The 14,380-nt window shown below is 33.7% G+C and carries 14 protein-coding genes and 2 pseudogenes; 6 read left to right on the top strand and 10 right to left on the bottom strand.

Going from position 1 to position 14,380, the window contains the following annotated elements; genetic code table 11:
• A complete protein-coding gene (locus ABWU35_RS05920; protein ID WP_264686270.1) occupies positions 1-306 on the bottom strand; it encodes a hypothetical protein in 306 nt (101 codons plus the stop codon).
• Positions 307-334: 28 nt separating this feature from the next.
• Here ABWU35_RS05920 and ABWU35_RS05915 point away from each other — a divergent pair, with 28 nt between their 5' ends.
• Together ABWU35_RS05915 and ABWU35_RS05910 are read left to right on the top strand one after the other, a co-directional pair.
• A complete protein-coding gene (locus ABWU35_RS05915) occupies positions 335-517 on the top strand; it encodes a hypothetical protein (RefSeq protein WP_213863843.1) in 183 nt (60 codons plus the stop codon).
• Between the two features lie 29 nt (positions 518-546).
• Positions 547-2,010 carry a hypothetical protein gene (locus ABWU35_RS05910; protein WP_264685527.1) on the top strand — a complete coding sequence of 488 codons (1,464 nt, stop codon included), beginning with the start codon at positions 547-549 and terminating at the stop codon, positions 2,008-2,010.
• A gap of 44 nt (positions 2,011-2,054) precedes the next feature.
• On the opposite strand, the gene ABWU35_RS05905 is transcribed toward ABWU35_RS05910, so the two are convergent.
• From ABWU35_RS05905 to ABWU35_RS05875, 7 genes are all read right to left on the bottom strand, one after another.
• Positions 2,055-3,296, bottom strand: a complete 1,242-nt coding sequence (locus tag ABWU35_RS05905; RefSeq protein WP_353275956.1) for a citrate synthase — start codon at positions 3,294-3,296, stop codon at positions 2,055-2,057.
• A gap of 79 nt (positions 3,297-3,375) precedes the next feature.
• On the bottom strand, positions 3,376-3,645 hold the full coding sequence (gene rpsT, locus ABWU35_RS05900) for a 30S ribosomal protein S20 (RefSeq protein WP_007302369.1): 270 nt from the start codon (positions 3,643-3,645) through the stop codon (positions 3,376-3,378).
• Between the two features lie 43 nt (positions 3,646-3,688).
• On the bottom strand, positions 3,689-4,414 hold the full coding sequence (locus ABWU35_RS05895; RefSeq protein ID WP_012481964.1) for a lysophospholipid acyltransferase family protein: 726 nt from the start codon (positions 4,412-4,414) through the stop codon (positions 3,689-3,691).
• 56 nt (positions 4,415-4,470) lie between these two features.
• The gene (locus ABWU35_RS05890) at positions 4,471-5,457 is read right to left on the bottom strand and encodes a site-specific tyrosine recombinase (RefSeq protein WP_264685526.1); all 987 of its coding nucleotides are present in this window, start codon (positions 5,455-5,457) and stop codon (positions 4,471-4,473) included.
• A gap of 371 nt (positions 5,458-5,828) precedes the next feature.
• The gene (locus ABWU35_RS05885) at positions 5,829-6,464 is read right to left on the bottom strand and encodes a DnaA ATPase domain-containing protein (protein ID WP_264685525.1); all 636 of its coding nucleotides are present in this window, start codon (positions 6,462-6,464) and stop codon (positions 5,829-5,831) included.
• Positions 6,465-6,482: 18 nt separating this feature from the next.
• Entirely contained in the window at positions 6,483-6,644 is a 162-nt protein-coding gene (locus tag ABWU35_RS05880; protein ID WP_012481963.1) for a hypothetical protein, read from the bottom strand.
• Positions 6,641-7,030: a group II intron maturase-specific domain-containing protein gene (locus ABWU35_RS05875; protein ID WP_353275954.1), complete on the bottom strand. Its 390-nt coding sequence runs from the start codon at positions 7,028-7,030 to the stop codon at positions 6,641-6,643. Before ABWU35_RS05875 ends, ABWU35_RS05880 begins: the two co-directional genes overlap by 4 nt.
• A 377-nt stretch (positions 7,031-7,407) precedes the next feature.
• On the opposite strand from ABWU35_RS05875, the gene ABWU35_RS06155 reads away from it, so the two are divergent.
• The gene (locus tag ABWU35_RS06155; protein WP_410541910.1) at positions 7,408-9,141 is read left to right on the top strand and encodes a recombinase family protein; all 1,734 of its coding nucleotides are present in this window, start codon (positions 7,408-7,410) and stop codon (positions 9,139-9,141) included.
• On the opposite strand, the pseudogene ltrA reads toward ABWU35_RS06155, so the two are convergent.
• Positions 9,118-10,152 (bottom strand): annotated as a pseudogene (gene ltrA / locus ABWU35_RS05865) (group II intron reverse transcriptase/maturase); the annotation flags it as partial. The gene ABWU35_RS06155 and the pseudogene ltrA overlap by 24 nt on opposite strands.
• Before the next feature lie 633 nt (positions 10,153-10,785).
• Positions 10,786-11,031 (bottom strand): annotated as a pseudogene (locus ABWU35_RS05860) (PD-(D/E)XK nuclease family transposase); the annotation flags it as partial.
• Positions 11,032-11,151: 120 nt separating this feature from the next.
• On the opposite strand from ABWU35_RS05860, the gene ABWU35_RS05855 reads away from it, so the two are divergent.
• The 3 genes from ABWU35_RS05855 (at position 11,152) to ABWU35_RS05845 (ending at position 14,171) form a co-directional block, all read left to right on the top strand.
• Positions 11,152-12,063, top strand: coding sequence for a helix-turn-helix domain-containing protein (locus ABWU35_RS05855; RefSeq protein WP_230609051.1), 912 nt, complete (start codon positions 11,152-11,154; stop codon positions 12,061-12,063).
• 182 nt (positions 12,064-12,245) lie between these two features.
• A complete protein-coding gene (locus tag ABWU35_RS05850; protein WP_052264929.1) occupies positions 12,246-12,914 on the top strand; it encodes a RadC family protein in 669 nt (222 codons plus the stop codon).
• 306 nt (positions 12,915-13,220) lie between these two features.
• On the top strand, positions 13,221-14,171 hold the full coding sequence (locus tag ABWU35_RS05845; protein ID WP_230609049.1) for a hypothetical protein: 951 nt from the start codon (positions 13,221-13,223) through the stop codon (positions 14,169-14,171).
• Positions 14,172-14,380: the final 209 nt, after the last annotated feature.

The raw sequence follows: 14,380 nt of genomic DNA, 5'->3' as shown, positions 1-14,380 counted from the left end.
TCATTTCAGACTGGTTTTTATCTGGATTCCAGCATCAAGTGCTGGAATGACATGGCGGACAAGTAGCTCTCTCTTGTCATTCAAGTAGCCTATTTTCCTGTCATGAAAGTAGCTGACACTGGAATCCAGAAAAAAAGAAGAGTGGATCCCAGTGTCAGCTACTTTCATGACACCATTTGCTACGGAAATTGTCACAATGTTCGTATAGTTGTATACTTGATACTGGAATCCAGGAGTATAAAAATGGTGAATAAAATTTATGTTAAAAAACTGCTTGTGCTGATAATTGATTCTTAATATACTCATTACATAATAATTTAATTTAGAGGTTGATATGCATGGTAACAATGGTTCAGGCAAAAGAGTATTTGATAATACTGCTCCAGGAGGAGGAAGGGTTGATCTGAGCAAAATAGATCCAAAGAAAATAGATGATTTTAGAGACATGATTAGACGTGAAGAGGAAAGAAAGAAAAATCAATCTAGTGGTCAGGGCACCAGTAGGAGTGGTAAGTAATTATGTTGATTAATTAGAGAGGTGGCGTTATGCCTAATAAAAGTGAAATAAATCGAGAATTAGTAAAAGCATTTAATAGTATTCTTCGTTTTAGTGATGATGTTTTTACTAATTGTACTGTAAAGGATGATCATATTGTTATCTCGTTTGATAATAATATGACTATTGATCAGTGCAAGGGGTACTTGAAAAGTATGAGAGAAAAAGTAGTAAAAAGATTTTGTCCGGATGAAAGTATTCTTGATGATAATTTTTATACAAAGTTTTTTCCTTTTAACTTTGATCAAGGAAAATCGACTGTAGGTAATAAATTTTTGGTGCCAATGAGAAAAGAGGTGGTTTCTAATCTAAAGTTTTTGCTAGCTAATGAACTTGCGCGATTTACAACAGATCTTATTAAAGAGCAAGAAAAAGAAGACAAAAAATCGGAACTAGGTTGTGAGGATCTATCAGATGATATAGAGGAGGAGATAGAAAATCATGTAGATTATAATATAATTGATGAAGTCTTTGATAAGGGATCTTATCTATATGGTGCGGAGTGTGTTGATAGAAATTTGCAACGTTCTTTTGTAGATTTGCTTTCATCGAGAATAAAAGGTCATGAAAATGGTCCTAAAAAAACTAAGGATTTTTTAGAAGAGAAAGGAAATTATGTATATCTAAAGAAAAGCATTTTTGATAATCCTAAGCTTGTTAAAGACATAGTAAAGCATAAAGTATCTCTGACATGCCGTTGTTTTGATACTCCAAATACCGAGGATAAAATACATAAGATTCTGAAGTTTACAGTAGTTGATTTGTTTCGTAAAGCAAACATACAAGTTGATTTTATGGTGCGTAATTCTTACTTAGGGGGTGATGAAGATTCAGTTTTAATTCCTATTGTAAGTGGTAGTAATGGTAATAGATATTTAACAAGAGAAGAAGTGAATCACGTTAATAATATGTTTGGTATGGATGTATTAAATAATGTTGAAGCTTATACTTCGCAGAAGTCTCTATTGAATAGTGATAGTAAAGGATTGTACGGAATAGATTTTGCTAACCCAGACATTGCTTACTGCGTGATGGATAAGATCATAAAGAGCTCTGTAATCAACAAGGATTATAAACTGTCCATTGATCCTGCGCGTGTGCCAGCTATGAAACCACAAACTCTTGAAGAAAAAGTAGGGACGGATGGACCAAGTGCAGATACAAGTGCAGATAGTGGTTTTGCTGGTTCACCTAAGAATTCAGTTATAGGTAAATCACATAATGGAAACACAAGCAAATTCCTTAGGCCTGACTACTATGGTGAAGGTAAAGGTGGGGATGATGCTTCGGCTAAAGATAGTGGCTTTGGCCCTTCTTCAGCACGATCTTCAGCACGATCTTCTTTTAATAAGCCCAAAACAACATTTAACCAACCTTCTATATCACAGCCTGACCAATGTTCTGCAAAAAAGCAGACATCAACTAGTAAAAAATCATCTTGCTGTATTTTATAGCTAAAGGAAATTAGGCTATTCAAAGATGAATTGTGAATGAAAGGTTATTTGCCAAGGTAGAGCTGCCTTGGCCTACAAATCTTGGTTTCTTTATCGTTTACCATTTCATACCACTGGGCAACCCAACCAGTGGTTCTTGCAAGTGCAAAAATGGGTGTAAACATACTTGAAGGGATACCGATAGCATTCATTATTATACCTGAATAAAAATCAACATTTGGATACAACTTACGTGTAATAAAATACTCATCCTTTAAAGCTATTTCTTCAAGTTTTTTTGCAATTTCAAGTAATTCATTGTTTTGCTCTAGTTTGCTTAAAATCTCATGACAAGCATCCTTTAATATAAGCGCGCGCGGATCATAGTTTTTATAAACACGATGTCCAAATCCCATTAGCTTAAATGGATCTTTATCATCTTTAGCTTTCTCAATGAATCTATCTACATCTCCACTTTGCTCTATCTCTTTTAGCATATTTATAACTGCCTCATTAGCTCCACCGTGTGCTGGACCCCAAAGTGTAGCAACTCCTGCAGACAGGCTTGCAAATAGATTAGAACCAGCTGACCCTACCAATCTGACAGCTGCTGTAGAAGCATTCTGTTCATGATCAGCATGGAGAGTAAATATTTTATCCAGAGCTTTTACAAAAAGGGTATTATTAACAGCACTGCCAAATATCATATTTAAGAAATTCTCACTATAACTTAATTTATTATTAGCATTTGTGAATTCCTGATTGTTGATATGTCTATAAATCATTGCAACAATTGCAGGAACTTGTGCTATTGCAGAAATTCCAAAATCTAAATCTTCACCATTGACATTGTTGCCATGTGTTTCATGGTAAGATGCTGACAAATTTGCAAAACATGCAACTAAAATCGACATAGGGTGAGCAGTTTTTGGAAATGCTTTGATTACATTTGTAACTTGCTCTGATACTTTGGATGATTCTTGTATTTTGAGAAGAAATTTTTTGTGTTGCTCTGAACTGGGTAGTTCACCATAGAGCAATAAATAAATCACAGCAGTAAAACTATTATTCTCTGCCAAATCAGCTATATCATGTCCCCTATACTTAAGAACTCCTTCATCTCCATCAATGAATGTAATTGTGGAAGAGCATGAAGCTGTGGAAACAAACCCCGGATTATAAGTGAATAATCCTGTCGTCTTATATAAATCCTTAATATTTAACACGTCAGGACCTACTGTTCCACTTAATACGGGCAGATCAATTTTTGACCCATTACTTAGTTCCAATAATGCTTTTTTATCCATCACTTGAGCTACTTAATTTTATACAGAATATACAAACTGAAAAGTATATATTAATACAGTTAACTTTACATTAACCGTATTAAGCGGTCATCAATGCTTTTACTTTTGCATTTAAGCGACTTATTTTACGTGCAGCAGTATTCCTATGAATGACACCTTTATTTACACATTTGTGTAAATTGGATTCAGCATTCCGAAATGCCAAGACAACATTCTCTTTGTCACCAGACTTGATTATATCAACTAATCTTCTAATAGCAGTACGAGTTTTGCTTTTTCGCATCTTATTTACTAAAGTACGCTTTGCTATTACCTTCATCATTTTTTTAGCACTCTTATGATTTGCCATATATTAATACCTGTACTTTTCTTTTAATTATAAAGTTTTTTTGTTAATTTGCAATATCAGTTTTTTCTGCAATTAATCTACTACTTCTTTCTTCAATGATTTTTTCTAAACTTTGCAAGAATTCATTTTTGTTTAACCCAGGATATATGGGAGGTAATATTTCTATTACCGCCTTTCCGGGATTCTTTCTCAGAGAAAGTATGCTTTTTGGCCAAAACAAACCAGTGTTTAAAGCAATCGGTAACACAGGAACAGATAATACGCTATATAAAGCAGCAATACCCGATTGATATTTTATATTTTGGTTTATAGTCGTTCTTGTGCCTTCAGGAAATATTATTATGCTTCTATTTTCTTTTATATGCATTTTTGCTAGTTTAATTATATGGCGTATAGAACTGATACCATCTGAACGGTTAATAAAAATCATTTTCAGCGCTATAAGATGTAAACCAATGAATGGAATCCATTTCAATTCACGTTTTAAAATAAAAACTGCTTTTCTAAAGAGTAGTATAAAAATAAATGTTTCAAATGGAGATTGGTGTTTAGATGCAATTATAAAAGGTTGCTTAGGAATGTTTTCCATTCCCCTCACTTCATATTTAATGCCACATAATAAACGCAACATGAATAATACAACTCTCACCGAGCAAACAAGGAAAATGGTTATTACACACTCAGGAAAGAAAATTACAGGGAGAGTAATTAAAGTATAGAATACTTCCCATAATATAAGGAGTAAATTAAACAATAAACTTGCAATCACAAACACACGTAAACTTATTTGAATTTAACTTTACTACAAAACTAAAAGCAATAAGTTTAATTATTGATCATCTGAGTAATAGGATGAGAATCAGCTAATTTGTCCTTTAACTTTTCATTAGCAATATGAGTATATATTTGTGTTGTAGAAAGATTAGTATGGCCAAGAATTTTTTGTATCAGCACAATATTTGCTCCGCTATTCAGTAGATGGGTAGCAAGAGAATGCCTAATCACATGTGGAGAGATTTTATTTTCATCAATATCGCACTTTCTTGCTAATTCCTTTATTAATTGACCAACTCTTTGCCTTGTAATGGGTTTATTAGGTTTATCACCTGGGAATAGCCAATCAGATTTTTTGTTGTTAGGAAGCAGATTGTCACGAATTGATAAATAATTTTTAAGACTTTGCAATGCTTGCTCATTAAAAAGGATTTGCCTTTCTCTGCTACTTTTTCCCTTTATTATTATATAGCCTTCTTTACCATTACCGTTTACTAAATGTAATACTTCACATAACTTCATATTAATTAGTTCAGAAACACGCATCCCGGAAGAGTAAAGAATATCTAAAATTGCACATAGCCTTTTACTGCTTATCTCTTTATTCGATCCGCTTGCTGATTTTTTTACTGTTTCCATGAGCAAAAATATTTCTTGAACACTTAAATACTTAGGCAAAGGAAGGGAAACCTTTGGATTTCTTAATTCATTATCATTAGCCGGTGCTGGATTAAAATCTATTATTCCATCATTAAATAGGCACTTATAGAAATTTTTGATAGCAGATATTTTTCTTGATATAGAACTAGTTTTATATTTCTTTTGTGTACGTAAAAAGTTTACATAATCTTTAATATTAGCTTTACTTGCACCAACTAAGGTAGTGCCTCCTTCTAATAAAAATTTTTCAAGTTGGTGTAAATCTGAACGATAACTTTCCAAAGTATTTTGTGTAGAGGATTTTTCAGAAACCAAAGCATCTATGTAATACGTGATGTAAAGATTCTCTTTTTTATTTTGTGGTTGTTTATTTTTCATTATCAGCTCCTATATTTATTTCTTTGACTATAATTTGATTGAAAGTATTTTTTGTGTTTTTTATAAGAAAATATGAGATAAACAAAGCATTTATCAATAAAGTAAGTACTACAAACCTTTGTTTTAACCTTTTTTTTAAATTTGATCTTATTTTTACCATATTTCAATTATCACATTGAGTCTATAAAAAACATCCTGTAAAGTAAGTTTTACTATCGTATAAAATTTCCCTTAGCTATGTCTGTTTATTCTTATTATATCATAGTATTTATTATAATTTTAACATAAAGAAATAGTGATTTCAACTTCATTATTGTATGGGTATTAATAAATTTTTAATATATGTAATAAATACCTTACAAAAAAAGGAATCAATTTGCACTTTTTTTTAATAAAGTGTTAATAAAAGGAATGGTTACATTTGATCCTATAGATTCATTATCTATTTTTTCTATAACTTTATTAATGCTGTGGAAAGAACGTTCTATTCTTGCTAGAATATAATCAATTACCTTTAGATCAATTTTTAACTGTTTATCTGAAAATTGTTTTATTAGCATAATTCTTAATAATTCTTCGCTTGCAGGTAAAATTTTTACGCTGATAGTTGATAATATTCGCGAGCTTAAATCTTTTAGTTTGAAGTTAAGCTTTTTCGGTAAAATCGAAGAAGTAATTAGCAGTCTCTTATCATTTTCTTTCATGTAATTATAACAATGTAACAACATTTCCTCATCTTTAATGTTTTGTACATCTTCTAAAATAAACGCATCGCTGTACTTCATTTCGCTTACAAAATTATTTACATCAATGAAAATAGCATCGTTTTTTGATTGCCAGATATGAGCAAGGTGAGTTTTCCCAGAGCTGTTAGGTCCAAAAAGAATCAGGCATTTCCAAGATAAATCATTAACTATTGAGTTATATACGTGCTTATTTTCATCTAAGGTGATATAATTTTGCCAACAATAATCAACTTGATTATTGTTAAATAAATTTAATTGCACGTAAAGCCTCTTACATTACTACTTTTTGATAATAATTTTTGCATAAAAATTTACTTGGTCAGGTAAGGAAGCAGTATTACTACTACCCCCTCCCTTAGAAACGCAGCATGCAGGTTTCCCCACACTACGCTTGAGCCCCTTATCTAAGTTCTTCTTTTCTAGAACCGGCTTGTCCTTCATGATTCCTCAGGAAACATCATTCTTAATGGTGACACCAACAGTAGAGAACCTTCTCTTGAAAAGGAGCTTGCTAACATTCTTGTTCGTTTCACTCTCTCATCAAAATACTTTTTCCATTTTAAGTCAAGGGGATTTGCATCCGCTCTGATTTTAACATGTCGTCTGATAGGTATATCAATCAGCTTAAGCAGTCTTAAATACCGTATCTCTTTTGGTTTGTTCTTGCATATGGGTGCAGCAAAAACCCATTGGCGTTGACCCATTACTTTGAAGTAACGATTCTTTATCCAACGTAATCCTTTACGAGGATGTCTTTTCTTTGCCCATTTCCATAAACTATGCCAAATTTCATTGTCGATTTTTCTAAACGCTTTTTTAGCACACACATGGTGATAGTAATTTCCCCATCCTCTCAGTAGAGAGTTGAGTGACTTAATTACTTTTACACTACCGACAATGTTGCAAAAAACATAAAAATAAAACTAGAGAAAACCATTTCTCGAAAACTTCTGTGTCCAGAACCAAGAGTCCGATTTACTTATAGCGCTAATAATCAATTAACCATCGGCTTTAAGGAATGATATGAACATATTATTTCAAGGAAAAGTCATGAGAAACAAGAGATTAGCTATCCAAATTAGCTGTAGCTATGAACCTAATCGGTTAGCAGAACAATGCTTATCAGATGCTTATGAAAAGGTAGTGTCAAAGGAAATAAGTCAAAAAAACTTAAAACATAAAAATGGGATTCAAGGAGGGTCAAATGGTAACAGTATGTTTATATGCGAGAGTTTCTTCGGGGAAACAAGTAGAAGGAAATACGATAGAAAGTCAAATTGCAGCTTTAGAGAAGCAAATTAATCTGGACGGATACAGATTGTTAAGTGAGTATAAATTTATTGATAACGGCTACAGTGGATCTCATTTAGTCCGCCCTGATTTAGAAAAATTACGTGATAAAGTAACAGAAGGTAAAATTGATAAGATTTACATTCATTCTCCTGATCGTTTATCTAGAAAATATGCATATCAAATGGTGCTGATTGAAGAATTTGAAAAAGCAGGAGCAAAAGTGGTTTTTTTAAATTATGAGATTAACGGTAACCCAGAATCTCAATTACTGTTACAAATGCAAGGTATGATAGCAGAATATGAACGTGCGAAAATTATGGAACGAAGTCGTCGTGGTAAAATCTATGCAGCTAACAAAGGCTATGTAAATGTAATGGGAGGAGCTCCTTATGGTTATCGTTATATAGATAAGCATATGGGAGGAGGACAAGCTTTATTTGAGATTAACGAAAAAGAAGCTGATGTCGTTCGTAAAGTATTTTTGTGGATAGGCAGAGAAAGAACAAGTATTGGGGAAGTATGTCGTCGGCTAAATACTATGTCCATTAAGACACAAAAAGGAAAAGAACGCTGGAATAAAGGTACAATTTGGAGTATGTTGAAAAACCCTGCTTACAAAGGACAAGCAGCTTTTGGTAGAAGAAGGTTAGGAGTAAGATTAAAGCAAGTAAGACCACAGAAAGGCTCTTGTGAGCAGCCAAAAAGTAACCACTCTGTCTATCCTGTTGAAAAAGCAAATTGGATTTATATTAAAGTGCCAAATATAGTAGATGAAGATATATTTGATATTGTTCAAGAACAATTAGCTGAAAATAGAAAAGTAGCAAGGACAAGAAAAAGAGGAGCAAAGTACTTACTACAAGGTTTAGTCATATGTAAGCGTTGTAATTACGGATGTTACGGAACTTGCATGAGAAGTAGACGAGAAGAAGAAGGTGGTCATTATGCATATTACCGTTGTAGTGGTAAAGATTCTTACCGTTTTGGTGGTAATAAGATTTGTGACAATAAACCCATTCGCTCAGATGCATTAGAAACAGCTGTGTGGGAAGAGGTTAAGCAGTTATTGAAAAATCCAAACAGGATTTTAGAAGAATACAAGCGTAGGCTTTCAGAACTAAAAAAATCATCATTGGATCAAAAAAGTGACCTGCTAGAGAAACAAGAAAATAAATTAAAACGTGGTATTGCTAGACTTATCGATAGTTATGCTCAAGAATATATCAATCAAGAGGAATTTGAACCACGAATTAAAGCAATGAAACAAAGCTTAAAAACAATTAAAGAAGAGAAGAAAAAGATATTTTATCAAAAGGAATTAGAACAGGAGGTAACTCTGGTTGTGGCCAATTTAGAAGACTTTTCTTCCAATATTACGTTAAACCTTGATAACGCAGACTGGTTAACTAAACGTGATATTATCAGAACATTGGTCAAGAGAATTGAAATTAACCTTGAGGACGTAAATGTGGTATTTCGCGTAAAAGAGCTACCGAACTCTTCTGGACATAATGGAAAGGAAAATAAAAATTTGCAACATTGTCGTAGGTGTAATAGCCTGAGTGTTCGCTATATTTGCTTTTATCAATGTACGTGCTTTATTAAGAAGTCTTTTAATACTTTCTTTCGAAGGTTTAATAATTAACTTCTTATTATATCTACGTACATTACAACCAAGAAAGTCAAACCCTGTTGTAATAGATGTAATCTTTGTCTTCTCTTCTGACAGAATTAAACCTCGCTCATGAAGAAAAGATGATACTAAAGGCTTAACTTCCTTTTCCAGTACTTCATGTGTGAAACCTGAAATAATAAAGTCGTCTGCGTACCTGATTACATTCACTCCACTTCTGATTTTTCCTCTTCTTTTGCTACCTAATTTACCAAAGCGACTTTCTAATAACTGTTCAAGACCATCTAAGGTAAAGTTAGCTAGTATTGGAGAAATTATACTTCCTTGCGGAGTGCCAGCAGTTGTGGGATACAGAGTTTTCGATTCTAGGAAACCAGCTTTTAACCATCTATGAAGAATTTTCTTTTCCATAGGAATATGCTTCATAAGCCATTCATGGTTAATGTTGTCAAAGCACCCTTTGATATCACCTTCTAGTATCCATTGTGGTCGATTGCGTCTTGCCAGTAATAAGTGACAAGCAGCAATAGCATCCGCGCAGGATCTTTTAGGTCTAAAGCCATAGGAGTGACGATCACTGATCGTTTCAGCTATCGGTTCCAGAGCAAACAGATATAATGCTTGCATCGCTCTATCTTTTATCGTGGGTATACCGAGAGGCCTTCTTTTGCCATTAGATTTACTGATATAAATTCGTTTGAGCGGAGAAGGTTTATATCCTCTTTGTTTTAACAGCTTTATTCCTTGAAATTTAGCATTGCAAGTTGACCATAGTTGACGATCTACACCTGCTGTGGTTTTTCCTTGGTTTTCAGTTACTCTCTTAACAGCCAAAGCTTTTCCGCTAAAAGAGCGTGTGAGAAGATGTTGTAAAGCTTTTACCTTACCCCATCTTCCTTCTTGGACAGCCTTAACAATACGTCTTTGTAGCCTCACAATAACTTTCTGGCATTTCTTCCATGGCAATTGCTTCCATGCTTCAAAGCTTTCGGTAGATGCACTTACAGGTTTACTTGTAATCATCTGCTTTCCTACCTTAAGTGGTTAACAAAGTTTCTTGTCACGAGGGACCAAATGGAAGTCTGCTCGTTTTCACGCGAATTAATGTTACAAATTCTATCCATTTCGTTACAAAATGGCATTCGCTTTCTCCATTCTCCTTTACCTGCACTTCCATCAGCATTCCTTGCGGTTTGCTTGCCATGTAGGCGAAAATACAGGCTTACCCTGTTTCTCCAGTCATACAACAGTGGGTTAGGTGGCTTCTCTATACCGGTGGAGTTATTATTTGCGTACATCTAGAAATGAAAAATGTAACTTATCCACATTACCTTTTGGTCAGAGCTTATCAGCATCTTTAGCTCTTTCATCGTATCGGTACTTATAAAGCTTCACTTACGTTCACCATACCACTAGCCTAGCCCTCCAACCACATGATGCTTGCAGTTTATGCCCCTCTCACGATTGAGCATCTTCTTTTTCAAGAGGAGGTTCATTGTCCGCATCGCTTGGCACCAACCGGTTGCCCGATTCGCACTGATGCGTAGACTCAGACGGCAAAACATCTGGTTTAATAAGTTTTAGAATCCTTTCAGTTTCTTTCTGAATGAATTCCTCTCCTTTTAAACAATATGACCGAAGACTTTCAGGTCGCACCATCTCTATAATGTATCTTGAACCTTGAGAGTCCTTACAAAGAACATCGACAATACTTTGCTTTTTAGCGGCAATTTCGGGATCTAAAATAGTAGCTAAGAATTCAACATCGTGAATAGCAGCTAAGCCAGTGAAGCCTAAAATATCGTTCAAGAAATGAATGAGGATATCTTTATTCTTCTCGGTGCCAAATATTCTTTTAAAGGCATAATCATTGCGTGCATCAAGAAACTTCGAAAGAGCCATAAGAAATCAACCTAAAAAGCATTAATAATTATACACAATTCTGAAGAAATATTCAACTAAAATGCAAACATAGAAGTTTTTGTATATCTTTGTTTGGTAGTATTAACATGTATAATATTTATGGCAAACATCTCAATAAGGTATCAGATAGCACAAAAAGTAAGGAACTGGAGGTTAAAGAGAAAATATACTCTGAAAGATTTAGCAGGCAAAGCAAACATAAACTATCATACATTGATAAGATACGAGCAAGGAACATGTGGAATTCCAACTGAAAAGTTAAAAATATTAGCAGAGTCGTTATCAATCCCTATTAGAAATCTCTTTCCAAGACGAAAAGTACTAAAAGAAGATAGTTGTTTCGACAAAGCCAAGACCCAGGAAATGTATAATTTCATAGAAAAATACAAAAAAATAGAAGGACGAAAAGCAATTTATGCATTAACCAAATCTATCCGAACTGAGGAAGAAAGTAATATAAAAGCAGCAAGAATAAGAATTGCAAATAATTTAGTTAAGGAAGGATTTGATAATGACATTGTTTATCGAGCAACGGGCTTATCAATCGAAGAATATGCTGATAAAGAGAGTATCGGTTGTGCAAGCCAAAATGGAGGACAAGAGATAAAAAAGTGGAGGATAATAAGAGGCTATACGCAAGAAGAATTAGCAAAAAAGCTTAATGTAGGGCCCTCACAGATACATCATTATGAACAAGGTAGCGTTACTGTTTTGAGTGAAAGGTTATGGGAAATAGCAAGAGAATTATCAGTGGATACTGAAGATCTGATAAAGGAAGAAGATAATTATGAAGATGGTGAAGCAGAAAATGAGTTATTAAGTTGGGCGAGGGAATATAGAAAAATTGACAATCAAGAATCACGAGATGAGCTAAATATATGGGTAGAATTTTTATTGCAAAGAAAGCAAATTTACAAAGAGAAGATTAATAAAATAGAGGGAATGAAAGTTGTAAATAATTTACTTCAGTTAGGTTTTTCTACTGATGTTATTTCTAAAATAATTGATTAACAACAACCTTTTTACATAACTTGAAAATAAATATGTATTAATATCTTTACCTATTCATGAAAAAATAAGTAAAAAAGATTTAAAAATTGATTTGACTTCACTCGGAAGCTATGGCTCTATGCCAATGCTGATAAAGCAGTAAATAATTAAAAACAATTTGTTATTAACGAGGAGTATATTTTATGAATAATAGTGAAAAACTTACAGAAGAAATAGAGAGAGTATTACAGAGTGGAGGAGGAAGTGCTCTATTTGATCGTGAGATAGTGTCAGTGCTTCTAGGAGCAGTTCACGACAGAAAGCAAGCACAAGATGTTACTAAAACTCTAATGGATAACTGCCCGGGAATAGGAGAAATTTTGGGACGAGAAATCGATGATCTGAAAATGATAGAAGGAATGACCGAACATGCAGCTGCAGCAATTGAATGTGTAAAAGAAGCTTACAAGAGGGCACTAAGAGAAGGTTTAAAGAGAGGCCCGGTAATGGATAGCCAAGAAAAGCTGATAGAGTATGTAAGGGTAAACATAGGCTTTTCAGCAAAAGAAGCTGTCCTGATAATATACTTGGATAAACAGAACCGTCTTATAAGAGATGAAGTGTATTTTGGTACAATAGATGAGGTACACCTATCTGAAAGGAAAGTGGTAAAAAAGGCGTTATCAATGGAAGCAGCGTCAATAATATTAGCTCATAACCATCCAGGAGGGAGTTTAGAACCATCAGAAGATGATAAAGTAATGACTAGAGAATTAGTATCAGCATGTCAAGGAGTGGGAATTGAACTAGAGGATCACATTATTATGACAGACAAAGGATACTTCAGTTTTAAGGAAAGAGAGCTGTTATAAAACAAGTTTCAATTGCTTGAGAAGTTTGGCTACCAACTACTACAAAACAATACAAAGAGCATAAGTAGCAAAAAAACTTAGTCAAGAATCTGAAGAGAGATATTGGAGAATTACAAAATATAAAAGATCTTTGTATAGTTTGTATATTAAGTTGTGATTAAAGAATAAAAGTCCTGATAAAGCTATTCTTTTATTATAAATAGTTGCAAGATATACAAGATCTTTTTATAATTTGCGTATTAAGTTAATTATAAAGCAATAAATTGCTCTATAGACTTGAATAATATGCTTAATATGAGAGGTTATATGACTACTAAAAAAGCAGTATCATTTGATGATATGGATGGAAATACTTATGAGTTAATCATTGATTCTAAAAAATTACCAAAAGGACTATATAGTGCTATTAGGCGTACTAGCAAAAAAAATCAGCAGCTTATACTTGTAGACGAGACTGATCCGAAAATATTTGATGATAAAAGCAGGTTTGAGAAGCCTGAAGGTGTGCCTTCCCCTAGCGATGTTTCTGAAAAATCAATCAATCTTGGAGAAGGACGTGAGGTTTATAACAAAAAATCTTCAAATCGTCAAAATCCGTTTATTCCATCTTTAAGCAAGATAGAGCCAAGTGCAAGTGAAAATGCAGAATTGAGGTGGTTTAAAAGTAGAGTGGTAAAGGCAAAAAGCGTAGAAGAACTGAACAAGACTATAGACCAAGCACTAAGTGCTGGAATCAGGATAAATGCGTATAGCGAAGGGCAGAAGAGTTTTGCTGATACAGTAATATCGAAAATGCCTTTGATCAAATGCAAAGAAAATGAGAAGGAAGACATAATATGTGAATTGATGCTAAATGGAGCAATATTCAGTTACGATCTATTGCAGGATAAGGGAATAAGTGAAATGCATAACAAACTGTATCAAGAGATTCGTCCACAGATAGATGAGTGGCTTAAAGAATTGAGAGAAATCGGTGAAAGTGCTATTGAAAATGAGGGAATCATAGAGGATGTGGAAATAGACAATCAGACATTTTTTATGAAATTTTCTGATAATAGCAAGGTAAATATTGCAAGAGTATTGGAAGGTACAAAAAATTTAGGGTTAACCACAGGAGAGGTAAAATTAGGAGGTGATGTTATAGAAATAGGGAATAGTAAGGTTGAAGTTAGAAGTGGAAAAGAAGGTGAAAGGAATTACGTTGATGTGTCCGACAATAGTGCTTTTACACTACCGACAATGTTGCAAAAAACATAAAAATAAAACTAGAGAAAACCATTTCTCGAAAACTTCTGTGTCCAGAACCAAGAGTCCGATTTACTTATAGCGCTAATAATCAATTAACCATCGGCTTTAAGGAATGATATGAACATATTATTTCAAGGAAAAGTCATGAGAAACAAGAGATTAGCTATCCAAATTAGCTGTAGCTATGAACCTAATCGGTTAGCAGAACAATGCTTATC

The sequence above is a fragment of the Wolbachia endosymbiont (group B) of Xylocampa areola genome (assembly GCF_964028205.1).
In the GTDB taxonomy this organism is placed as follows: domain Bacteria; phylum Pseudomonadota; class Alphaproteobacteria; order Rickettsiales; family Anaplasmataceae; genus Wolbachia.
Note: the sequence above shows the minus strand (reverse complement) of the source record. Positions and strands in the feature narration are given on the sequence as shown.

Excerpts from the sequence above, each read along its gene's own strand:
- ABWU35_RS05910 (WP_264685527.1), top strand. The coding sequence starts at position 547 with ATGCCTAATAAAAGTGAAATAAATCGAGAATTAGTAAAAGCATTTAAT.
- ABWU35_RS05855 (WP_230609051.1), top strand. The coding sequence starts at position 11,152 with ATGGCAAACATCTCAATAAGGTATCAGATAGCACAAAAAGTAAGGAAC.
- ABWU35_RS05905 (WP_353275956.1), bottom strand. The coding sequence starts at position 3,296 with ATGGATAAAAAAGCATTATTGGAACTAAGTAATGGGTCAAAAATTGAT.
- ABWU35_RS05890 (WP_264685526.1), bottom strand. The coding sequence starts at position 5,457 with ATGAAAAATAAACAACCACAAAATAAAAAAGAGAATCTTTACATCACG.
- ABWU35_RS05915 (WP_213863843.1), top strand. The coding sequence starts at position 335 with ATGCATGGTAACAATGGTTCAGGCAAAAGAGTATTTGATAATACTGCT.
- ABWU35_RS06155 (WP_410541910.1), top strand. The coding sequence starts at position 7,408 with ATGGTAACAGTATGTTTATATGCGAGAGTTTCTTCGGGGAAACAAGTA.
- ABWU35_RS05845 (WP_230609049.1), top strand. The coding sequence starts at position 13,221 with ATGACTACTAAAAAAGCAGTATCATTTGATGATATGGATGGAAATACT.
- ABWU35_RS05920 (WP_264686270.1), bottom strand. The coding sequence starts at position 306 with ATGAGTATATTAAGAATCAATTATCAGCACAAGCAGTTTTTTAACATA.
- ABWU35_RS05850 (WP_052264929.1), top strand. The coding sequence starts at position 12,246 with ATGAATAATAGTGAAAAACTTACAGAAGAAATAGAGAGAGTATTACAG.
- ABWU35_RS05880 (WP_012481963.1), bottom strand. The coding sequence starts at position 6,644 with ATGAAGGACAAGCCGGTTCTAGAAAAGAAGAACTTAGATAAGGGGCTC.
- rpsT (WP_007302369.1), bottom strand. The coding sequence starts at position 3,645 with ATGGCAAATCATAAGAGTGCTAAAAAAATGATGAAGGTAATAGCAAAG.